Consider the following 22,505-nt stretch of genomic DNA (forward strand, 5'->3'; position numbering starts at 1 on the left):
TACTCGGGAACTTGTTTCCGCTGCGTTCATTGGGCGGCGGCGTCATTTTTGGAAGAAAATGATCTCTTCGCCACTTCCTCTACATGATCAAATTCGGCATCGATCTCAGGGTTGGTGCGGTAGGCTGCAAGAGAGACACCAACCGCTACCAAGAGCGATAGGAGGAATCCGGGGATCATCTCATACACGTCAAAGACACCGTCGCTCAGTGTTCCCCACGCCCCGACAACTACTGCTCCTACAATCATTGCCGCCAGTGTTCCTTGCCAAGTGAGTTTGCGCCAGTACATTGACAAGATGACGACGGGACCAAAAGACGACCCGAACCCAGCCCATGCGAACGCAACCAGAGCTAAAATGGTGTCATTTTGTTTCCAAGCAAGTGCTCCAGCAACAACTGCTACTACGAGAACTGCCAACCTCCGCAGCCACATTCCCAACCCTGAGCGCAGATCCTTTTTGGTGAATACATGGTAGATGTCTTCGACTATCGCTGATGAGGTGACGAGCAGCTGAGAGGACAGAGTCGACATGATTGCCGCCAGAATCGCTGCCAGCCAGAATCCTGCGATAAGTGGATGGAAAAGCAACTGCCCTAGCGAGATAAAGACAGCTTCTGGATCAGGGAGTAACGCAGCATCATGGTGGTAGACAGCAACCCCCACCAGAGCGGTTGTTCCCGCACCAAGTACCGACACCGCCATCCAAATAATCGAATATCGTCTACCAGCTTTTGCCTCTTCCGCATTGCGGATCGCCATGAATCGCACCAAAATATGCGGCTGACCAAAGTAACCCAGTCCCCACGCCAGGGCTGAAATAATTGATACAACTGTCACGACTCCAAACTTTGCGGGATCACCAAAAGGATTGAGGATGGCCGGATCGACCGCCTGTATTCCAGATACTAGGTTGCCAAAACCTCCGACGTGAAAAATTCCGACGAGAGGAACCAACAGCAGTGCCGTCACCATCATCAGTCCTTGGACTACGTCAGTCCACGACACCGCTAAGAATCCCCCTAGCAGCGTGTAGAGAACAACTACTGTCCCAATAAAAAGCATCCCGTAGCGGTATTCCATGCCAAAAGATGACTCAAAAAATACGCCACCAGCTACTAAGCCAGAAGAGACGTAGAAAGTGAAAAATATCAGGATAATGAGACCCGCTATGATACGGATCATTCGTGAGCGATCCTTTACTCGTGACTCCAAAAATGTCGGAATCGTGATGGTATCTGCACTTCTTTCTGTGTAGGCACGCAGTCGGGGTGCGATTACTTTCCAGTTGACCCACGCCCCGACAGTCAGGCCCACTGCAATCCATCCTTCGATGAGACCCGACATGTAGATGGCCCCTGGAAGCCCCATGAGCAGCCACCCCGACATATCAGACGCACCTACTGAAAGTGCCGCGACGAAAGGCCCTAGGCTGCGACCCCCTAGAACGTAATCGTCCAGGTTACGGGTCTGCCGGTAGGCCAACACCCCCAAGGTGACCATGCCGAGGGTGTATACCACCATGGCGATAAGTTGAAAGACGTACTCTGATTCCATAGTCTTATGGCTCCTCATCACGACTGCATCGTCGCTTCGATCCGGTGACTACGGTTATGACGCTCCCCGAGTGGACATCTGTGTCCACGACGACCCGCCGGGCCTTTCGACCTAACCAACCACAACATTAGTGTGTCTTAGGTCTCTTTCGCAAGCCGTATTTACCCTGTTTTTGTCTTCGCACTGGGAATACTCATAGAAATCCTATGAAATTCTTATCACCAAAAACTGTAAAACTGACCACATCCTAAACGAGGTGACCTGCCGCATTCCGCTTTTTCAAGCCACATTCATGAAACATTAGGTGCCGAATTCGGCGCCTCACGCTAGGATATTTTATGTTATGAGTACTTTATTTGCGTCAACAACTCGCAGAGTCGTGGCTGCCGCCTCAGTGACCGCACTCGTTATTCTTGGCGCCTTTGCAGGCTCTTTCGCCTATTTTCGTGCTCACGCATTGCCACGCACTCAAGTAGGCGCCATCGACATATCTGGACTCACCCCCTCCGATGCCGTCACCGCTGTCGCATCTGGTTTTGGGGACCCAGAGATTACAGTGTCAGCTCCTGGCGGGGACATAACGGTTCCTCTTTCAGAGACCGGCGTTGTCCTCGACGCTGAAGAGACCGTCGACCATATTTTTTCTGATTCCGCTTCAGTAGGCTCGTTTTTAGGTGGTCTGGTGAGTGGAAGCTCCTATTCTCCGCAAGTCCACATTAACGACAAGACGTTCACTAAATTCGCTGCCGAGTTACCGCTGGCGGATACTGCAGAACCTGCCGACGCTCAGATCGCTTTCGACGGTAATTCGTTTGCTGTCACGCCATCTCGCAGTGGTGAAGCAATAGACGAAGAGTCACTTCAGCAGGCACTGGTTGATGCAGCAAAAACCGGTGCTACAGCAGTTACAGCCAGCACCATTCACGCGGAGCCTTCAATCAGCACTGAAGTCGCTCAAGCCGCGGCCGATCAGGCCAACACTTGGCTGGCAACTCCTATTACCGTCAATGACGGCGACCAGATGGAAACCACTCCAGACGCAGCAACGAAGAGTAGCTGGATCACTTTCGCTTCCGATGCTGAGCGCTTGACGCCCGCGGTGGATAGGGATGCAGTAAAATCCTGGGTTGAGGACTACGCTAAAACAACCAATATTGAGCCAGGACAGGGTATCCGCAACCTTGATGCGAGTGGAAAGGTCGTCGCCACGGTTATTGAACCCACCAAAGGCTGGGTAGTCAGTAATGCCGATGTGATTACCGATGCGATTGTAGGTGGGCTTCCCCTAAAAGAAGCGATCACCGCCACCTTCGACTACAAAGAGCAAACCGGAGAATGGACCGAGAGGCAGGCTGACCCTGCTACTGAGGGAATGCGTTACCGGGCCGCACCTGGTGAAAAGTGGGTTGAGATAGACATTGGTGGCGCAACCGTCACCGCATATGAGGGCGCTAAACCCGTCTACACCTTCCCCGTGGTAGCTGGTAAAGCCTCCACCCCCACCATTGAGGGCGAATACAACGTCTACCTGCAATATGAAAAGCAGGACATGGGATGCACCCCTGAGTGGTCTTACTGTGCGAAAGATGTCCCCTGGGTCAGTTACTTCACCGGCTCATATGCTCTCCACGGGTCGTCCTCTTGGCAAAGTGGTTTTGGGGATCCGGCGACTCGTTATGTGCAGGGCTCAGCGGGGTGCGTCAATATGCGCGATGAGGACGCGAACACTCTCTTCCACTGGGTTGATATTGGAACAAAGGTCATCTCACACAGCTAAGCAGATTCCACCTTTTTCTAACCGCCTCTCAATACAGCGGTATTTCGCTAAAATCACAGGTGTCCGCAATCTGCTAGGAGAGGCACATGCTTTCATCAATACAAGACATTGTGGTTCTTACTCTTGGAGCATGTGTTGGAGTCGTCGTTGGAGCGCTCTTACGCCGGGCACTTGGCGCAAACCTTGGGTGGCCCCGCTCAATAATTGTGGGTGCTTTAGGCACGTGGGGCAGTCTTCCTCTTGCTCAAGTTGCCGGAGAAGCCTTGGGCGTATTTGGGCCGAATGAATCCGTCCTCGTATCCCCCGCTTCGCTCCTCGCCTTCCTTTTCCTCGTCCTCCTGTGGGCAATAATGATTTGCGCAATCATCTTAGTGCTCTTGGAAGCGGTCTTTCCTACCAAGCAGTGGCATGGAATAGTGGGCACGGCCAAACACTGGCAAGCCCGCTGGTACCGCGCTAATCGCTACCGCCAGATTCTCACTATCGTCTCGACCACCGGGCTGCGTTCAGCCATACAACGCGGCGAGTCCCCTAATGACGCACGGTTCGCTCACGCACTAGTCAACATGCTCAACCAGGCAGGCCCAGTTTTCGTCAAACTGGGCCAGTTTGTTGCCACCCAACCCGGACTGGTGCCCCCCGCGACAGCACACGCGCTTTCTTCACTGCAATCGGAAGCCACTCGCGTCCCTTCCCCTCTCATTCGTCACCAGATCGAAGATCAACTAGGCGCACCTCTCTTTGAGTTCTTCAGCGAGTTCTCTGATGAGCCAATCGCAGCAGCCTCAATAGGGCAAGTACACCGGGCTGTGCTAGTTGATGGCACTTCTGTTGCTGTCAAAGTACAACGGCCTGGGGCCGCAAAGCAGGTATCAATCGACGCTGACATCATGGTGCGGTTAGCTACGACAGCAGAGAGGCGTTTTGCCTGGGCGCGAGCTATGCAACTGGCATCACTCAGCAAGGAACTATCCTCATCTTTAGCTCAAGAGCTAGATTTTTTGGCCGAGGCACGCAATATGGAGATTGCGAAAAGCAGCCAAAGTGAAGATCCCCTTATCACTATCCCCCAAACCTACCCGCGACTATGCTCAACCACCGTCCTCACAATGGACCTATTGGATGGCACTCCCCTTTCCCGCCAGTCGCAGGTGGAAGATCAATTGAAATCTCTTTCAAATAAAGACCGCGAATACCTTGCAAAGCAACTCACAGGAGAAGCATTGTCCGCTATTTTCTCGCGCGGGATATTCCATGCGGATCTACATCCGGGCAATGTGCTCCTTTTGAGCGATGACACTCTAGGAATGCTAGATTTTGGTTCGGTTGGCATCCTTGACGATGAGACTCGTCGCCTCCTCGCCACGCTCATCCTTGCGATCGTAAGTGATGACACTATCACCGCGTGTGATGCGCTTCTCTTAGCATTTGGAGGCCCTACCAATACCGACATTGCAGCACTTCGCAGAGAAGTCGGTCGAGAAATAGCTATTTTCAATGCCACAAAGAATCTTGATTCTGACCAGATTGGACGACTTCTTCAGCTGGTCCGCAATCACGGTATCACCATCCCAGGTCACGTCGCAGCAGCTTTGCACACTATTGCCTCCCTGCAAGACGTCCTTACTATCTTGGCGCCTTCAGTATCGTTTGTTTCGTTGATCGAGGCGGAACTGCCCAACATCGTTCTTTCACTGGCTTCGCCTCGCAGTATCGCGTCAAGAACGTTAGGGGCGGCGTCAGTCAGTCTTGCTTTGGCGCGCCGGTTACCTGAGAGGCTGGATTCAATCACGAACCAAATAGCCGATGGTCAGTTCAGTGTTCGTACTCGACTATTCGCGAATCCGCATGATCGAAATTGGTTGAAGAGAATTATTGACAATGTCTTATCGGTAGCGTTCGCATGCGCGGCCCTCATTGCGTCCGTCACCCTCATCACCGATGAGAGTGGCGCTATGATCACGCAGAACGTGTCTCTCTTTGAGTTCTTTGGCTATTTGTTGGCTTTTGCTGCGTCGATGCTGGCGTTGCGTGCCATTATTCAGCTTTTTGTGCGCCGCGACAAAGATGAGGGGCACTAAAGCGCGCCATGCCAATGGCAACACAATGGGGGCGGCCCAACCAGGACCACCCCCAAAAAGAGACTTGGATCTATTCTTCGGTAGTGTCTTCTTCGGTAATTTCTTCCACCTCAGTCACATCGGCTTCTTCTTCCACGTCAGCTTCTGCTGGCGTGGCCAATATGCCTTCAGGACGGATCAGTTCCCGCACTTCAGTCATGAAACTTGCTAGTTGTTGTTGCTGCCAGCGCAGCTGCTGGGTCCGGTCCTCGGCATCCCGCAACACGGCTGTCGTGTGGTCGGTGACAGACGAAATAATCTTTTGAGCTTTTTGTCTGGCCCGTTCGAGCGTTTCTTGTGCCCGTACGGTTGCCTCAGCTTCAATCTGTGCGGCTTGTGCCCGCATGAGTTTCTCATATTCGTCAGCTTTGGCAGCAATCCGATGTGCGTGTTCTAGGGAAGCAGCTACCTGCTCGTTCGCATCTTCTGTGATCCGCTCAGCATGGGCTACGGCCTGGTTGTGCAGTACCAGGAATTCTTGTTGAGCCTCATCTTGGCGACGTGTGAGGCTTTCTTCAAACTCAAGAACTCTGGCATTCATCTCACGGACTTCGCGCTCCGCATCAGCGCGTTGCTGGGTGGTTTCACGCGTAACCATGGAACGCAGGGATGCCGCGCCTTTTTCTGCCTCGGTGCGAATAGCTTCTGCTTCCTGTTCTGCCTGGGCAACTTTTTCTTTTGCGTGAGCGCTTTCCCTTTGAATCATCGCTTCATGGGCAGTGTATTCTGTTTCGATCTTCAGACGAATCTGGTCTGCGTCGTGTTGTGCCTGTTCGGTGATTCGCGCAACGTCAGCTTCAGCTTGAGCCTTTTGGGAGGCCACTTCTTGTCGAGCCGCATCAAGTAACCGTTCAGCCTGGACGGCTGCATTCTGCAGTAGAACATTGGCCTGTTCTTCAGCAACGCGCAACACGGCTTCAAACTTGGTTCGGGTGGAAAGCTGATCGTCTTCACCGTCCCCTTCAACCAGCTGTTCTGATAGAGCCTTGATTTTCTCTTCAGCTTCTGCAAGTTGCGCGGCCTTTGCCTGCAGTTCGTCCTGCAGGTCTTCTGTCGTCTTGAACTTGTCTTTGAGTTGTTCAAGTTCAGCCTGCAACTGTGCCGTTGTTGTGCGTTCACTGGATTGAACTGAATCAAGTTCTAATTGCATTGCTTTGAGCTGGCCGGTCAAATCTGCGATGGTTTTGTCCACCTCATCCCGATCATAGCCACGGAACCCTACCGAGAATGAGGGTGCCGACTCTGAACTTGTTCCGGGCAGCATCTCATCAAAAGATGATTTTGTGGCCCCTTGTTCTTCGTTGGGATTTTGGCGAGCATCGCTCATATTCAGGTCCTTCCACACGGCGGCTTTTTGCTGGCACTACATACGTTATCGGATTTCGGTCACACTATCGACTAGGCGTCACATTCTTCTCACGCACCCCCTTTCATAACACCTATGACTTAGAATCACATTGGCGAAGAACACACCCGTACTCACCGCGAAAACCCTTGGCTCCCCCACTAGGAATTCTCCAGCAGCACATGGATATTATTGTGTTTTTTTGCCTGTGGTGGTTATTAGGAGGCCTCCGGAGGCTGCGACAAGTAAGTCTTGTCGGCGATAACGTCGGTAATAGATACCAACCGTCAGGACCACAATCAGTACCAAATCTAAGCCCAGTGAAAAATACATGGGATTCCACTATGGGGGTGCGATGCAGGTTCTGCTGCAAGCTATGTGCGTATAAGTTTCATCTCTTCGTCCCGCCAGTACATCCTCCCCCCAGGTGGACTTCCTGTACCGCCAACGGTGTATAACTACACTCTGCGCGCGGTATCCACTTTTCAGCCTTGAGGAGACAGACTAGAAGGATGATCACTACATTGGCGCGCCGTATTGGCTCAGCATTCTCCACCTCGTGGCGTTCAGATGCTGCCATCAGTGCACTGATTCTGGTTTTTACTGTGGTACCACAACCCTTTTTCCGATCCAAAAAACGCCTTTTCCTGCCGAACATGGGCCCTCCCCAGCGCCCCTCGGCCTATTACCCGAGCACAAAGTTGCAGCCATGTGGTTGTTGGTCGTCATATGTCTACTCTGTGTGTGGCTGCGTCACCGTTTTCCTCTTACAACGGCAATGGCAGCTCTTCTTGCCTTCACTTTTGCATGCGCCGCCCAGATGACCCTTCTAGCTACGGGGATCACCGTGGCGGTCACTACCTATATACTTGGAAACCAGCGGAGCAGAAAAGTTACCTACATATGGGGCATCCTTGCAACAACTGCCATCACTGCATTGTCTTTTTCTGCAGGCAAAGGAAGCTCTCTAGACCCCACAATTTTCCAGTTCGCAGCCGTCGTCGCCATTAGTGCTGCGCTGGGTGATTCTTCGCGTTCACGCCGACAACATCTTCGTTCAGTCACCGAACGAGCTGAGCGCGCTGAACGCACCCGAGAGGCAGAAGCTCACCGCGCGGTGGCCGAAGAACGTCTGCGAATAGCGCACGACCTTCATGACGTTGTCGCCCACAAAATATCAGTCATCAGCCTCAACGCCGGAGTAGCGAGTAGCGCTATAGACAGCAATCCAACAAAGGCACCTGAAGCACTGGCGACTATTCGAAAAGCATCCCGTTCTGTTCTAGGCGATATCGGAGAACTCATGCAGTATCTCAGGCGCCAAGACAGCACAGATCCCGGAGCCGGCGCTCGGCTGCGCCCACTTCCAGGCATGGGTGAGATCTCAGACCTCATTGATTCCATGCGCAAATCAGGTCTTTCAGTCAACTACCATGTTGACGCCTCAGAAACCCCCGATATGCCGTTCACCAGCGAGCTTCGCAGCGCTACGCAAACGGTAGCGTATCGGGTAATCCAAGAAGGCCTCACCAACGCGCCCAAATACGGAACTGGAACGGCAAATATTGACATGACGAGAAAGAAGGACAGCGTGGAAATAACAATAATCAATGAGGTGACAGCTGCTTCCACGACAAAGTCACCTTCTACGGGTTGGGGTTTGCGTGGCTTACAGGAACGAACGCAAGCAGTCGGAGGCACCATGACCACCCGGCACACGAGCACACAATTCATCTTTGTCGCTGAACTACCAGTGAGTCATGACAGCATCTGAGAGCCCCATCAGAATGCTGGTGGTCGATGATCAAGCGCTCATTCGCCAGGCAATACGCGACATTCTCACCTCAACTGATCACATTGACGTCTGCGGTGAAGCGACCAATGGAACCCAAGCGGTCGCGTTGTGCGAGCAGACCCATCCTGACGTTGTCGTTATGGACATACGTATGCCTGAAATGGACGGTATCGAGGCCACGGCTGCTATATGTGCCAACCCTCGTAATATTGACGTTAAGATTCTGATTCTCACCACCTTTGAGGAAGATGACTATGTGGTGTCAGCTTTGAGAGCAGGGGCCAGTGGATTCATTGGTAAGGGAGCTGAACCAGAAGAAATTTGTGAAGCTGTTTCCACTGTTCATTGCGGAAATGCATTGCTTTCGCCCGCAGCAACCCGCGCCCTGATCGGTAGATTCACCACACCCCAAGCAGGAATACAGGCTTCTACAGTTCTTGAGCTCAGTGATACCAGTAACCTCACCGAACGAGAAGTCGAAATACTCACTTACGTTGGCCAAGGACTCTCAAATGATGAAATTGCCAACTACTTGGTTATCTCGCCGCACACAGTGAAAACTCATGTGAATCGCATTATGACAAAAACTGGGGCTCACGACAGGGCGCTTCTAGTAATACTCGCGTACGAAGCAGGCCTTTTTTCATCCTCTGAGCATAAACACAGCAGCAGCATTGCGCTTTAGAAGCGATTAGCAATCTAGATGAGCATGATCAAAAACGCTTACACTATCAGACTCACAATGGCCGTCCCGATGTGCAGGGGGAGGCTCAATGTGCAGGGGGCACGTGCACCTTGAGCCTCCCTGCGTACACTGAGCTATCGAGAATCTTGATGGGAGTGCTTCGAGTGGAGAACTGACCAGTCTCAATTCTCATTGGTCACAGACTGGGCGATGTGGCAAGTGCCGGGGCGGTATTCGGCCCCGTGTACAGTTTTATGACCCCGTACGTGGGGGTAGAGGGGGTAAGCCGCACCTATCGAATCACTTCTTTAGAATATTAACTCACCCACATCAACATTGGGGTGGCTGACGGGGCTCGAACCCGCGACGTCCTGGACCACAACCAGGTGCTCTACCAGCTGAACTACAGCCACCATATGCGCATGCGCACGGGTAGTAACTATACCAGTGTCCCAGCGCCGAACAAAGTTTAGGCCCAGTCCAGCTCATGCAGTTTTTCGTCGTCAATCCCGAAATGATGAGCTATTTCGTGAACTACGGTGACGAACACCTCTTCTTCCAACTCTTCGAGCGAATCCGCAAGGCGGGTTAGCGGCCCCTGGTAGAGGGTAATCACGTCAGGAAGTACCCCAGCGTAGTCATCGCGTTCTGTCAGCGCGGTCCCCTCGTACAACCCCAATAGGTCCTCCCCCACTGGAGGTTCGTTCTCAATGGTAACGATGCAGTTGTCAACCAGGTCGATAAGTCCTTGGGGTATGCGCTCAAACGCACGGTCCACCAGAGCTTCGAACTGGTCGTCACTGACGTCAATCACCAGAAGGCTCGCACAGAAATGGCATCGGCAAAGTTACCCAAGGCTCGCGGTGCAGCATTCAAATACAAGTCTGCGTCCACCAGTGCGACTTCCATGACAACGAATGATCCTTTTCCATCGGGAACAAGATCGACCCGGTTGAAAAGGAATTGTTCGTCGCGGCCCATACGCTCACGCACATATTCATGCAGGACCAGTCTAATTTGTTCTCCCCAGCGAAGTTCTTGGTCGGTTGCCGAATGCGCCTCGACAGGCACCTGTTGCACTTCGTCCTCGGTTACCTGTGCGGGAGTAAGTAGCGCTCCTTTATCCACCGCATGGGAAATGATGCCGTTGAAGAAGATGAGCGACCGTTCTCCCTGGGTTTCAACAGTTTCTTCGTACCGTTGAATCATCACGTCGCGGCCCTCACCCAAGAGTTCCATCACCTGTGCGATTGCTGCTTGGCGACCAAGAATGCTGGTTGAGGAGTACCTACCGATATCGCGGACGCCAGAGGACACCGCTGGCTTGACCACGAAATCACCAAAGGCAGGAAAACGCGAATGCACTTGGTGTTTACTGTATCCTCGGGAGGCTGAAAGCCATGTGGTGGGAATAGTGGGGAGGCCACGTTCGGCTAGCTCATTCAAATAGTGTTTATCTGAATTCCATTCGAGGACGTCAGCATGATTGAGTACACGCGGTAGGCTGCGTGTCCACTCTAGAAAGCCATTTCGGTCTGCTGCATAGTCAACAACTGATCGAATGACGACCAAACCAGCATTGTCCCAATCAACTGCTGGGTCGTTCCACACGGCAATGTGCGGGTCCATACCTCGATCAGCTAGTGCATCTAATAGTCCGGTTTCGTCGGCATACAGGTTTGGCATGGAAGCGGCAGTTGCCAGGGTCACTCGTGGCTTAGTCATGTCTTCTACCCTAGTCTCCTGACATTGAATCAGCGTAACCCGGGAGTTCTCATCAGGGCTTCATCGAGTAGAGCATGAACCAGATCAGGATACGAATATCCCCCAGCCTGCAACATTGTTGGATACATCGAAAATGGCGTGAAGCCAGGCAAGGTGTTGACTTCATTCACACAATACTCACCGGTGGACGGCTCATAGAAGAAATCGATGCGTGAGAGCCCCTCGAGTTCCAAAGCATCAAATGCTTTGAGTGCGGTCTTCTGGATCTCTTTGGCAGCAAGTTCAGGAACATCTGCAGGACACTGAAGATCTGCACCATCAGGATTGAAATACTTTGTCTCATAGTCATACCACTGGCCGTCAGTGACTTTTATTTCTCCTAATGGGGAGGCGATAACCCGCCCATCAGCTAACTGCAATACGCCACACTCAATTTCGCGTCCAGGACTGGCTGCCTCGACAATAACCCGTGGGTCATGGGATCGTGCTTTCTCGATCGCAGCGGGCAGTTCGAAGGGGTCCTCCACTCGGGATATGCCCTGAGATGAACCTGCTCGACATGGCTTAACAAATACTGGAGTTCCCAGTTCCCTGAGTCTTTCTAAAGTACTCTCCGGGTCATCCATCCACTGTCGCGGCGTCACGTATTCCCAGCGTCCCACCGGAATACCAGCTTGTGACAACACTGCCTTGGTTAGGTATTTGTTCATAGATACTGCCGAGGCAGCAACCCCACACCCCACATAGCGAATCGCAGAGAGTTCCAAGAGCCCCTGCAGAGTCCCATCCTCTCCCCACGGCCCGTGAAGAAGAGGAAAAACAACATCAATGTGACGAGTATCCTCGCCTACGATAATCTCTGGGTGGCCGGTGCGCACAGATACCTGCGGCCTTGCCCGCGCCGACACTGTGTATCCGTGGCCGCTCTGCAATTGGTATAAGTTTGGGTCATCAGGCATCAGCACCCATTCGCCTTCAGGTGTGATTCCAACCGGAACAACATCCCATTTTTGTCGATTAATAGCTTTGAGAACTCCTGCAGCTGTAGCGCAAGAAATCTGGTGTTCGCTAGATTGGCCACCAAAAAGAACCATGACTGTGGGACGCGATTGTGTCATGGGAATAGCCTAGTCCAGCAGTTCGATCTCCCAACCATCTGTCTTCTGGGGTCGCGAGAGAAGCATCTCACCCATCTGCTCCGCAGTCGCCCCCTCATGCAATACTGCGACGACGCCACGCGTAATTGGCATATCAACATCGAGACTATTTGCTAGCTGCAATATTGGTTTAGCCGATCGAGCACCCTCGGCTACTCCAGGAAGCCTAGAGAGCGAATCTTTGAGTGTTCGTCCTTGGCCGAGGTGGAATCCAAGAGAATAGTTGCGGGAAAGCTTTGAAGAACACGTAGCTATGAGATCCCCCACCCCGGCAAGGCCTGAGAAGGTTCCAGGCTTGGCACCCATGGCTATTCCCAGCCGGGTGATTTCCGCCAGGCCGCGGGAGATCAGCGTTGCCCTAGTATTTGCCCCCAAGCCCATTCCTTCGGCCGCACCAATAGCCATGGCAATGACATTCTTTGCCACACCGGCAATTTCGCAGCCGATCACATCCGTTGAGACGTAACAGCGGAAATAGTGTGTGTGGCACAGCTGTGCCACTTTTTTTGCCGTGTCAAAACTAGACGAGGCGATTGCGGCTGCAGCGGGTTGGCGCTGCGCTATTTCACGTGAGAGGTTCGGACCCGAAAGCGCCGCGATGCGATCTTCAGATATGCCAGCCGATTCGGCTATCACATGAACCATCGTGTGGTAGGTCTCTAAGTCAATGCCTTTGACCAGCGAGACTATATGCGCATCGATACTGGCCAAGTTGGCTTGGCTGACAGTTTCAGCAACGGCATAGGAAGGAACGGCAACGACGACCATGACGGGGTCCGTTGCCATCGCCTCGCCTATATCCGTAGTGGCGCGTATCTGCTCAGAGAGTTCAATACCCGGCAAGTAGGTGGGGTTCTCTCCCTCATTGATGAACTCAACCACAGCCTGATTTCTGCCCCACATAGTGACAGATAGGCCTGCGTCTGCAAGGACCTGCGAGAAAGTTGTACCCCACGCTCCGGTTCCTAGCACAACCACATTCTGACTTGTCATATCTCCACCTATTTGTACTTATCCCGGCAAATAAAACAGTGTCCCGACGCATTATTTCTCACTGGCATGGGAATTATGACACTGTCACGCGATGGGCGAGGGGGATCGAGGAGGCGGAAGAATATCCTGCCTCTTCACAGACTTGCGCAGCGCGATACGCCACTTGGCAAGACTCTTCATTGTTTCTTTTGCGGGGCCATCTTTCTTCATGTCCCATGTAGAGTCCGGTGCGGCAGAATCGCGCAGCTTAGCTAGCCCCTGGGTGAGAGCTTCGTGGAGGCGCCGTGTTACCTCGTGCACCGCCTCATGATCCGATGAATCTTTTCCTGCAAAACCAGAAAGGTCAAGTGCGGGAAGGACCCGCACATATACGTCTGTCTTATGGAAGATTCTCATGCGCGCAGAGTAGCGTTCCATAAAATCCTGCGGTCCCCACTGCACAACAGGAATCAACGGCATGCCCGTATCCAGTGCCAACCGGGCTGCTCCGGTCTTGATCGTCATCGGCCAGTAGGCGGGGTCCCGGGTGAGCGTCCCCTCCGGATAGAGGCCGATGACCTCCCCCGCTTCCAACGCTTCACGAGCCGCACTCAGCGCCTCCGTGGCGTCTGAAGTACCTCGCTGAACAGGAACCATTCCCCACTTGCGCATAATGGGACCGACAACGGGAACAGTGAATATTCCAGATTTCGCCAAGTAACGCATTTCATATCCCTGCATCACCATGAAATACCCCATGGCGACCGGATCGAAATTGGAGAGATGATTGGGAGAGAGAATGAAACCACCCTCGCGAGGCAGATTCTCAATACCATCCCAGTGCCGCCGCAAGAGAAGTTTAAGGACCGGAGCCAGGAAAATTTCCAAGCCCCGATAGATGCCTGTTACTCGGTGTCCTGAATGGTATGTTCGCGCCATCGTCAGTCTTGTCCTACATATTCGACGGAGGCATTGAGCCTGCGAAGTTTCGAAAGAAAGTGCTCGTACCCGCGGGAAATCATGTCGATACCTGCAACGTGCGAAACGCCCTCCGCAGCCAATGCAGCAATCAGGTGCGAAAAACCTCCCCGCAGGTCAGGGACAGTAATATCGGCCGCATGAAGCGGCGTGGGGCCTTGGATGACCGCCGAGTGTAAGAAGTTACGTTGACCGAAACGACAGGGGACTCCCCCAACGCATTCTTTATACAGTTGGATATTTGCACCCATTTTCCGCAATGCATTGACAAAGCCAAAACGGTTTTCATAGACCGTTTCGTGGACTAGGGACAGCCCTTCTGCCTGCGTGAGAGCCACAACCAAAGGCTGTTGCCAATCGGTCATAAAGCCTGGGTGCACGTTCGTTTCAAGAACTATGGGTTTGAGCTTTCCACCGGGATGATAGAAACGGATTCCGTCATCCTTGACTTCAAATTCTCCCCCCACTTTTCTGAAAGTGTTGAGGAAGGTGGTCATATCGGGTTGCTCTGCACCTTGAACAAAAAGATCTCCGTGTGTGGCAAGCGCAGCGGCACCCCACGAGGCTGCTTCGATACGATCTGGAAGAGCCGTATGGACGACACCTTTGAGCTTTTCCACTCCCTCAATGCGGATGGTGCGGTCGATATCTACCGAAATCACAGCACCCATCTTTTGGAGAACATTGATGAGATCCATGATTTCTGGTTCTACGGCAGCACCTTCCAGGGTGGTAATCCCCTCAGCCTGAACGGCTGTCAATAGTGTTTGTTCGGTTGCTCCGACAGACGGATAAGGCAGCTCAATGACCGTACCGTGAAGGCCCCTGGGGGCCGTAATGTAGACGCCTTCAGGACGTTTGTCGACACTGGCGCCGAAGCGGCGCAGCGTCTCCAAATGGTAGTCAATGGGACGGCCACCCAGGTTGCAACCACCCAGCTCAGGAATGAAAGCCTCACCCAGACGATGTAAGAGCGGCCCGCAAAAGAGAATCGGAATCCGTGAAGAACCCGACAGTGCATCAATGTCAGAGCGAGCTGCAAGTTCAACACTGCTGGGGTCAAGCTCTAGAATCCCCGCGCCCTGGTCATATGACACTTTGACGCCGTGAGCCGTGAGCAGCTCATTGACCACATCGACGTCGCGAATCTGCGGTACGTTACGCAACACAGTTGGAGTCTCCCCTAAAAGAGACGCCACCATTGCTTTTGGTACGAAATTCTTGGCTCCACGCACCGAAATAGTGCCGTGTAGTGGCTTACCGCCCTCGACCCGCAATACTGAGCTCATGGCCCTCCTGCTCTGCTAGTACTGAGTACTACTCTAGCGGGTGACTCAAGCAGTCTTGATCGGAAGGGTCTTCGGCTTCCACGCGGGTCGTGTCGCCTCGAAAGCAGTAATGGCTTCTTCATCTCTCAAGGTCAGACCGATATCGTCGAGCCCTTCCATGAGCCGCCAGCGGGTGTAATCGTCAATATCGAAGGTGAAAGTGGCACCCCCGGCAGTGACAGTTCTATCTACCAGCGAAACTGTGAGTTCAGCTCCGGGTTCAGATTCCAGAATCTTCCATATGGATTCGCAGTCCTCGGGAGAGATGACCCCAGTGACCAGCCCCTGTTTCCCGGAGTTTCCGCGAAAGATGTCGGCAAATTTTGTGGAAAGAACGACTTTGAATCCATAGTCTTTGAGGGCCCACACTGCGTGTTCACGCGACGAGCCGGTGCCAAAATCTGGCCCCGCAACCAGGATTGAACCAGCAGCGTAAGCCGGATCGTTGAGAATGAACGAGGGATCTTTCCTCCACGCAGCAAACAGTGCGTCTTCAAAACCCGAACGGGTAATGCGTTTGAGGTAGACCGCGGGAATAATCTGGTCGGTATCCACATTTGAGCGCCGCAACGGGACGCCAATTCCAGTATGCGTGGTGAACTTTTCCATGGTCTTCAGTCCTCCAAATCTGCAGGTGATGCTAATGAACCGGCAACAGCAGTTGCCGCGGCGACGAGTGGCGAGACCAGGTGGGTTCGCCCACCTTTTCCTTGCCGTCCTTCGAAGTTTCTGTTCGAGGTACTGGCGGCTCTTTGGCCCGGCGTTAGTTGGTCGGGATTCATCCCCAAACACATGGAGCATCCCGCATTGCGCCATTCGGCACCGGCGTCTTTGAAAATTTGGTCCAGGCCCTCTTCTTCAGCTTGTAGTCGCACGCGCGCCGATCCTGGTACTACAAGCATTTTCACGTTGTCAGCGACCTTGCGGCCACGAATCACATCGGCTGCCATGCGCAGATCTTCGATGCGCCCATTGGTGCATGAGCCCAAGAACACCACATCCACGGGAAGTCCTTTGAGGGGCTGTCCTGGTTGCAGATCCATGTAGGCAAGAGCACGCTCAGCTGTCGCCTTGTCGATTGGGTCTTCAAAATCTTCTGGATCAGGAACATTCTGCGACAGCGAGATTCCTTGGCCGGGGTTGGTCCCCCATGTCACAAATGGCTCGATATCTTCGGCATTGAGAATGACTTCAGTATCAAACTGCGCGTCTTCATCTGAGACGAGGGTCCTCCAATGGGCTACTGCTTCATCCCACAGCTCTCCCTCAGGTGCGTGAGGGCGTCCTTTGAGGTATTCGAAAGTCGTTTCATCGGGGGCGATCATGCCGGCGCGAGCACCCGCCTCTATGGACATGTTGCATATGGTCATGCGGGCTTCCATAGAAAGACTCCGAATGGCTTCACCGCGGTACTCCAAAACGTAGCCTTGTCCGCCGCCAGTGCCGATCTTGGCGATGACAGCCAGGATGATGTCTTTTGACGTCACACCTGGCTTAAGTTTCCCGTTGACGGTGATCGCCATAGTTTTGAATGGTTGCAGGGGCAACGTCTGCGTTGCTAGAACGTGCTCAACCTCAGAAGTGCCGATTCCAAAAGCCAACGCACCAAACGCACCATGTGTAGATGTGTGAGAATCGCCACATACAATTGTGGCTCCCGGTTGAGTCAAACCCAATTGTGGCCCGACCACGTGCACGATGCCCTGGTCAACATCCCCCAATGAATGCAGGCGCACACCAAACTCTTTCGCATTGTTTCGCAGCGTATCGATCTGCAGTCGCGATGTGAGGTCCGCAATAGGAAGATGAATATCTTTTGTCGGGGTGTTGTGGTCCTCAGTGCCGATTGTCTGGTCTGTCCGGCGTACCTGGCGCCCATTCAGTCGCAGCCCCTCGAAGGCCTGCGGGCTGGTCACCTCATGCACAAAATGCAGGTCAATGTAGAGAAGGTCCGGTGCACCATCCTCGCCACGTTTGACGATATGTTCTTCCCAAACCTTCTCAGCCATGGTCTTACCCATGCACGCTCACCTCACAATTTCGTTTTTAGTCTTGGCAGTCTATCCCCAACAATCGGCCAATCGACGATCTCTCGATTTGGAATCTCAGGCCTTGAGATGGCAGTATCCAATTATGGACGGAGCGACAGATTCCAGTGGAGTTGGTGTACTCGACAAAGCAGCGCTGGTCCTGAGTGCCCTTGAGGCCGGACCGGCAATGCTTGCACAATTGGTGACCGCAACAGGCCTTGCACGCCCAACAGCACACCGATTGGCGGTGGCTTTGGAGCATCATCGTTTTGTCACCCGCGACATGCAAGGCCGTTTTGTTCTAGGTCCACGCCTCCAAGAACTAGCCTCTGCTGCGGGCGAAGATCGCCTTATTTCGTCATCCATGCCTATCTTAATTGCCTTGAGAGACCACACTAAGGAGTCCTCACAGCTATTCCGCCGCCAAGGTGAACATCGCGTCTGTGTTGCCTCCGCCGAGCGGCAGGTAGGCCTACGGGATTCCATCCCCGTAGGCGCAGCACTATCAATGAAAGCAGGATCGGCAGCGCAGATACTGCTGGCATGGGAAGAGCCCGAAAGACTGCACCGCGGTCTGCAAGGGGCCTCTTTCACGGCAACGATGCTCTCCCAGGTCCGCAGGCGTGGATGGGCGCAATCAGTGAGTGAACGCGAAGCCGGAGTGGCCTCAGTATCGGCTCCCGTACGGGGCTCAGACGGGCGGGTTATCGCCGCACTGTCAATTTCAGGTCCCGTAGACCGCATGGGACGTCAACCCGGAAGAGTTCACGGGCCAGCTGTTGTCGCAGCTGCTAGCCGTCTCACCGACTTCCTACGCACCGCAGAAAAAATGGGCCTTTAGGCCAAAAATCGCTGCTGAGCACGTCGGTAGCACTCATATGTCTGAGGTAGGACTTCTTGCCAGTCTAGGGCTAGCCTGTGCTCACGATTGTATTTCTTAATGGGAACAACCAGTTCGGGTTTTTCGGTCCACTGTCGAAGGATCTCTGCCATTTCAGCATCGGTCGCAGCAACGGCTCCCTCCTGAGAACTGATCCTCTCACCCAGACCCGACTGGGACCGAGAAAGGATCGCCAGACCTGCTGCCTGCGCCTCAGCGGCCGCGATGGATGCTGCCTCGGCATGTCCGGGCGCAATAAAAACATCTGATTCAGCGTAGAGAGCGCGTAGCTGGTCCGCTGAGAGCCTTCCAGGCAAGGAGATAGGGAGACGATGCTTAGCAACATAACGTCGCGCCCACGGCAGACCAGGGCCTTCCCCTGCGATCACCGCTTGGGAGCCTGCGTGCTGCAGCATACGTAAAAGGGCCGGAACCCTTTTACGAGGCGCAAACCGGGTAGCAACCGCCACGTGGAGTCCTTCATGGGACACCGGTTCTACCGCCCATTGGCCTGTGTCCACACCGTTGGGCAACACTTGGACGTTATCCTCCCCCATGACCTGAGCAACGCGTCCCCTCACCAAATTCGAAACCCCAGCAAAAAGAATTGGACCAGGTAGTTTGCCTGCAGAAGCAAAGAGTTTCATAAGGGGAATACCTGTTGTTGGATTCCACACTGAATGGACGGTTACCACAGAGGGAATATTCTTCTGGGCTAGTCGCGGCATGAGTGCCTGGACCACGGGGGTGAGTTCCCCTTGATGAAGATGGACAACATCGGGTTGAAGTTTCTCAATCATCGCCAGGAAGCGTCGTGGTGCCCTGGGATCAACGGGCGCACCTACTGGATTAGGCCACACTGAGCGAATAACTCGATAAGGCCGTTGTCCATCACTGTTATCAACATCTGGACTACAGGTGAGAACTGTGACGCCATCGCCTGCCATGTGCTGGCGTTCCGCAAGATGCGAGACCTGGGTTTCAATGCCTCCCATACTGGGAGCAAAACAGTCCGAAACATGAATAATTCGCACCGGCACCTCCGCAGGTCGTGGTACCCCCAACGGGATTTGAACCCGTGTCGCCGCCGTGAGAGGGCGGTGTCCTGGGCCGCTAGACGATGGGGGCCCTACAGATTCTGATCGTTTCAGATTCTGTTTCGTACCCCCAACGGGATTTGAACCCGTGTCGCCGCCGTGAGAGGGCGGTGTCCTAGGCCGCTAGACGATGGGGGCCTGATTGCGGTGCAACCGCTGGGATACTAGGACTCGAACCTAGACTAAATGAACCAGAATCACTCGTGCTGCCAATTACACCATATCCCAAGGTGTTTCGCCCTCCCGCATGCCCATCACTTCCGTGACGGTCAAGCAAGCTGACGAAGAGAAATACTACTTGAGAGGAGTGCCTGGCTCAAATCTGAGCCGTGCCAACCTGGTCACTAAGTTGCCGCAGCCGTGTGAGTGTTGCTGCCTTGCCCAGGATTTCCATCGACTCGAATAGAGGCGGCGACACACGCTTTCCCGATAATGCGACCCGCAGCGGTCCAAAGGCTAGGCGGGGCTTGACACCCATCTTCTCCACGATCGCCTCGCGAAATACTTCATTAAGATTCTCAGCACTGAAGTCTTCCAGTGGCTGCAGCACTTCAATTGCTTTGGCAAGAACCTCATCTGCACCTGCTTTGAGCGTCTTCTTCGCGTCAGGCTCAATGGTGACTTGGTCATCAAGGATGAAGAAGAATCCCAACATCCCCACGCTTTCCGCAAGCGTCTGAATGCGGGTTTGAATCAGTGGGGCCGCCGCAGTGAGAATCTCTTTTTCTCGTGGCAGGAGGCTATCAAAGTCGGGTGCTGAGACCAGGTCTGCTTCATGGAGGAAGGGCACGATACGTCCTCGGAAGTCCTCGCCAGTGAGCATACGAATATGGTCAGCGTTGATTGCCGTGCATTTCTTTTGGTCGAAACGTGCAGGATTGGGGTTCACATCACTGATGTCGAAGGCTTTGACCATTTCTTCCATGGTGAAGATGTCTTCATCTGGAGAAATGGACCATCCTAATAGGGCCAGGTAGTTGAGAAGCCCCTCCGGAATCATCCCGTTTTTGCGGTGCAGCAACAGGTTTGATTCTGGGTCACGTTTCGAGAGTTTCTTATTTCCCTCACCCATCACGTAGGGAAGATGACCAAATTGCGGGATGGCATCTGCGATACCAAGTTCCACCAAAGCCCGATAGAGAACAACCTGGCGGGGTGTGGAAGACAGCAAGTCTTCACCACGAAGAACGTGTGTGATTTTCATCATGGCATCATCGACTGGGTTCACCAGTGTGTAGAGAGGATCGCCGTTGGCGCGGACGATGACATAGTCAGGGATAGACCCAGCTTTGAACGTTACCTCACCACGAATGAGATCGGTGAAGGAGACGTCTTCGTCAGGCATCCGCATGCGAATAACCGGCTCTCGCCCTTCGGCTCGGAAGGCGTCAATCTGGTCTTGTGTGAGGTTCCGGTCGAATCCGTCATATCCGAGTTTGGGACTACGACCCGCAGCAATGTGGCGGGCTTCGACCTCTTCGGGCGTCGAGTAGCTTTCGTATGCGTAGCCGCCTTCAAGCAGTTTCGGGATGACATCTTTGTAGATGTCCATTCTCTCCGACTGCCGGTAGGGGCCGTGGGGACCGCCTACGCCGATACCTTCATCCCAGTCAAGGCCCAACCACTGCAGGGATTCAATAATCTGATCAAAACTTTCTTGCGAGTCTCGCTGAGCGTCAGTGTCTTCAATACGGAAAACAAAAGTTCCCCCGGTGTGACGCGCATATGCCCAGTTGAAAAGGCAGGTACGGACCATTCCCACGTGCGGGGTCCCAGTAGGTGACGGACAGAAGCGAACTCGAACTGATTCATTTAGAGCCATAATGGAATCAGTCTAGTCGCTGAAAGTGAAGGTCTATGTCTCTGCTGCTCCCCAATGAACTTGCCCTGCGTGATACTGGCTCTTTGAAATGGACCGGCATCCTCACTCCCGATGGTATGCCCACAAAAGGCGCGTGGGTCGCTGAAATGGATTTTGGCACCGCACCTGAGATTCGTGACCGCCTGGTGCGAGCCGTCAACGAGGGGATGCTTGGCTATAATCCGCCCTGGCTCACTGATGCTGTGCGCGAGGCGACCTGCACTTTTCAAGAGCGTCGTTTTGGGTGGGTAGTCGAGCCTTCTCAAGTTCGCATCGCCAGTTCGGTTTTGGGAGCCCTGGAAGCCACTATCACCCAGTTGACACGGCCTGGTTCGTCCGTGGTAGTCCCTACCCCTGCATATATGCCATTCTTGACCATCCCCGAAAAACTGGGGCGAAAAGCTGTTCAGGTTCCCTCGCTTCCCGGCTGGAAACTGGACTTGCAGGGCATTCGCGCTGCACTGGAGGACGGCGCCGGCTTAGTGATGCTGTGTAATCCGTGGAATCCAACCGGCCGCGTACTCACGGTAGCGGAGTTGAAAGAACTCCACGACCTAGTTTCTGGATATGACGCTCTAGTGTTTGCTGACGAAATCCACTCCCCTCTGGTCTATGGGGATGCGTCTAAATTCGTGTCCTACGCCTCTCTTGGTCCCACCTATGCGGCACATACTGTGACCGCAGTTGCTGCGTCGAAGGGCTGGAATATCGCGGGCCTTCCCGCAGCCCAGGTGATTCTTCCTGACAATCAGCTTCGAGATCGTTGGGACCGGCAGGCAGCGCCCTTCACCCACGGCGCTACTACCTTTGGTCTGTTGGGGGCGGCCACCGCCTACACGCTGGACGACGCATGGTTGGATGAAGTTTTGGCCTACATATCGAAAAATCTTGATCTTGCGGACGAGGCGCTTGCTGGCACGACTATTGAATACAGCCGCCCGGAAGCCACTTACCTCACGTGGTGGGGTTGGGACCGGCCGGATCCTGCTGCAACGTTGAGGAAAGCTGGCGTGGGAGTGAACGCTGGTATCACTTTGGGTGCCAACTATGGCAATTGGGCGCGTGTGAATGCGGCAATGCCCCGGCCCCTATGGGAGGAAACTTTGGAGCTGGCTGTCGCAGCCCTACGCCCCTAGCACTACCTGTCCTATCACAGTGTCCTAATTCCGGTGGCAGTGAGAAATATGCCACCGGGACAC

The 22,505-nt window shown here is 53.7% G+C and carries 18 protein-coding genes and 4 tRNA genes; 6 read left to right on the plus strand and 16 right to left on the minus strand.

Going from position 1 to position 22,505, the window contains the following annotated elements; all coding sequences use genetic code 11:
* Positions 1–26: 26 nt before the first annotated feature.
* Positions 27–1,556 carry a sodium/proline symporter PutP gene (gene putP / locus FYJ24_RS02805; protein ID WP_154543410.1) on the minus strand — a complete coding sequence of 510 codons (1,530 nt, stop codon included), beginning with the start codon at positions 1,554–1,556 and terminating at the stop codon, positions 27–29.
* Positions 1,557–1,899: 343 nt separating this feature from the next.
* Here putP and FYJ24_RS02810 point away from each other — a divergent pair, with 343 nt between their 5' ends.
* Both FYJ24_RS02810 and FYJ24_RS02815 read left to right on the plus strand, forming a co-directional pair.
* Positions 1,900–3,333 carry a L,D-transpeptidase family protein gene (locus tag FYJ24_RS02810; protein ID WP_154543412.1) on the plus strand — a complete coding sequence of 478 codons (1,434 nt, stop codon included), beginning with the start codon at positions 1,900–1,902 and terminating at the stop codon, positions 3,331–3,333.
* A gap of 86 nt (positions 3,334–3,419) precedes the next feature.
* Entirely contained in the window at positions 3,420–5,414 is a 1,995-nt protein-coding gene (locus tag FYJ24_RS02815) for an ABC1 kinase family protein (RefSeq protein ID WP_154543414.1), read from the plus strand.
* Positions 5,415–5,484: 70 nt separating this feature from the next.
* Here FYJ24_RS02815 and FYJ24_RS02820 read toward each other — a convergent pair whose 3' ends face one another.
* A complete protein-coding gene (locus tag FYJ24_RS02820; RefSeq protein ID WP_154543416.1) occupies positions 5,485–6,780 on the minus strand; it encodes a coiled-coil domain-containing protein in 1,296 nt (431 codons plus the stop codon).
* Positions 6,781–7,507: 727 nt separating this feature from the next.
* Here FYJ24_RS02820 and FYJ24_RS02825 point away from each other — a divergent pair.
* The gene (locus tag FYJ24_RS02825; protein ID WP_154543418.1) at positions 7,508–8,572 is read left to right on the plus strand and encodes a sensor histidine kinase; all 1,065 of its coding nucleotides are present in this window, start codon (positions 7,508–7,510) and stop codon (positions 8,570–8,572) included.
* On the plus strand, positions 8,559–9,278 hold the full coding sequence (locus FYJ24_RS02830; protein WP_154543420.1) for a response regulator transcription factor: 720 nt from the start codon (positions 8,559–8,561) through the stop codon (positions 9,276–9,278). Before FYJ24_RS02825 ends, FYJ24_RS02830 begins: the two co-directional genes overlap by 14 nt.
* Positions 9,279–9,615: 337 nt before the next feature.
* Here FYJ24_RS02830 and FYJ24_RS02835 read toward each other — a convergent pair.
* The 9 genes from FYJ24_RS02835 to leuC all read right to left on the minus strand — a co-directional run bounded on the left by FYJ24_RS02835 (position 9,616) and on the right by leuC (position 17,459).
* Positions 9,616–9,691 (minus strand) — tRNA-His (locus tag FYJ24_RS02835).
* A 56-nt stretch (positions 9,692–9,747) separates the two neighbouring features.
* Entirely contained in the window at positions 9,748–10,092 is a 345-nt protein-coding gene (locus FYJ24_RS02840) for a metallopeptidase family protein (RefSeq protein ID WP_318656478.1), read from the minus strand.
* Entirely contained in the window at positions 10,089–11,003 is a 915-nt protein-coding gene (locus FYJ24_RS02845) for an ATP-grasp domain-containing protein (protein WP_154543424.1), read from the minus strand. The genes FYJ24_RS02840 and FYJ24_RS02845 overlap by 4 nt, the downstream gene beginning before the upstream one ends.
* 29 nt (positions 11,004–11,032) lie before the next feature.
* Positions 11,033–12,121 carry a D-alanine--D-alanine ligase family protein gene (locus tag FYJ24_RS02850; protein WP_154543426.1) on the minus strand — a complete coding sequence of 363 codons (1,089 nt, stop codon included), beginning with the start codon at positions 12,119–12,121 and terminating at the stop codon, positions 11,033–11,035.
* 9 nt (positions 12,122–12,130) lie between these two features.
* Positions 12,131–13,153: an NAD(P)H-dependent glycerol-3-phosphate dehydrogenase gene (locus FYJ24_RS02855; RefSeq protein WP_154543428.1), complete on the minus strand. Its 1,023-nt coding sequence runs from the start codon at positions 13,151–13,153 to the stop codon at positions 12,131–12,133.
* Positions 13,154–13,237: 84 nt separating this feature from the next.
* Positions 13,238–14,071, minus strand: a complete 834-nt coding sequence (locus tag FYJ24_RS02860) for a lysophospholipid acyltransferase family protein (protein ID WP_154543430.1) — start codon at positions 14,069–14,071, stop codon at positions 13,238–13,240.
* Between the two features lie 2 nt (positions 14,072–14,073).
* Positions 14,074–15,399: a UDP-N-acetylglucosamine 1-carboxyvinyltransferase gene (gene murA / locus FYJ24_RS02865; RefSeq protein WP_154543432.1), complete on the minus strand. Its 1,326-nt coding sequence runs from the start codon at positions 15,397–15,399 to the stop codon at positions 14,074–14,076.
* 45 nt (positions 15,400–15,444) lie between these two features.
* Positions 15,445–16,047 (minus strand): 3-isopropylmalate dehydratase small subunit, encoded by a 603-nt coding sequence (gene leuD, locus FYJ24_RS02870; RefSeq protein ID WP_154543434.1) that lies wholly within the window; start codon positions 16,045–16,047, stop codon positions 15,445–15,447.
* A 5-nt stretch (positions 16,048–16,052) separates the two neighbouring features.
* Positions 16,053–17,459: a 3-isopropylmalate dehydratase large subunit gene (gene leuC, locus FYJ24_RS02875; protein ID WP_154543436.1), complete on the minus strand. Its 1,407-nt coding sequence runs from the start codon at positions 17,457–17,459 to the stop codon at positions 16,053–16,055.
* 112 nt (positions 17,460–17,571) lie between these two features.
* On the opposite strand from leuC, the gene FYJ24_RS02880 reads away from it, so the two are divergent.
* Positions 17,572–18,309, plus strand: coding sequence for an IclR family transcriptional regulator (locus FYJ24_RS02880; protein WP_154543438.1), 738 nt, complete (start codon positions 17,572–17,574; stop codon positions 18,307–18,309).
* Here FYJ24_RS02880 and FYJ24_RS02885 read toward each other — a convergent pair.
* The 5 genes from FYJ24_RS02885 to gltX all read right to left on the minus strand — a co-directional run bounded on the left by FYJ24_RS02885 (position 18,306) and on the right by gltX (position 21,267).
* Positions 18,306–19,382 carry a glycosyltransferase family 4 protein gene (locus FYJ24_RS02885; protein WP_154543440.1) on the minus strand — a complete coding sequence of 359 codons (1,077 nt, stop codon included), beginning with the start codon at positions 19,380–19,382 and terminating at the stop codon, positions 18,306–18,308. The two genes, FYJ24_RS02880 and FYJ24_RS02885, sit on opposite strands and share 4 nt — an antisense overlap.
* 18 nt (positions 19,383–19,400) lie before the next feature.
* Positions 19,401–19,476: transfer RNA gene (locus FYJ24_RS02890), tRNA-Glu, on the minus strand.
* Positions 19,477–19,510: 34 nt separating this feature from the next.
* A tRNA-Glu gene (locus FYJ24_RS02895) sits at positions 19,511–19,583 on the minus strand.
* An 18-nt stretch (positions 19,584–19,601) separates the two neighbouring features.
* Positions 19,602–19,673: transfer RNA gene (locus tag FYJ24_RS02900), tRNA-Gln, on the minus strand.
* An 88-nt stretch (positions 19,674–19,761) separates the two neighbouring features.
* Complete coding sequence (gene gltX, locus FYJ24_RS02905; protein WP_154543442.1) at positions 19,762–21,267, minus strand: glutamate--tRNA ligase; 1,506 nt, start codon at positions 21,265–21,267, stop codon at positions 19,762–19,764.
* A gap of 35 nt (positions 21,268–21,302) precedes the next feature.
* On the opposite strand from gltX, the gene FYJ24_RS02910 reads away from it, so the two are divergent.
* Complete coding sequence (locus FYJ24_RS02910) at positions 21,303–22,442, plus strand: MalY/PatB family protein (RefSeq protein ID WP_154543444.1); 1,140 nt, start codon at positions 21,303–21,305, stop codon at positions 22,440–22,442.
* Positions 22,443–22,505 lie beyond the last annotated feature (63 nt).

This window comes from Scrofimicrobium canadense, assembly GCF_009696615.1.
Lineage (GTDB): Bacteria > Actinomycetota > Actinomycetes > Actinomycetales > Actinomycetaceae > Scrofimicrobium > Scrofimicrobium canadense.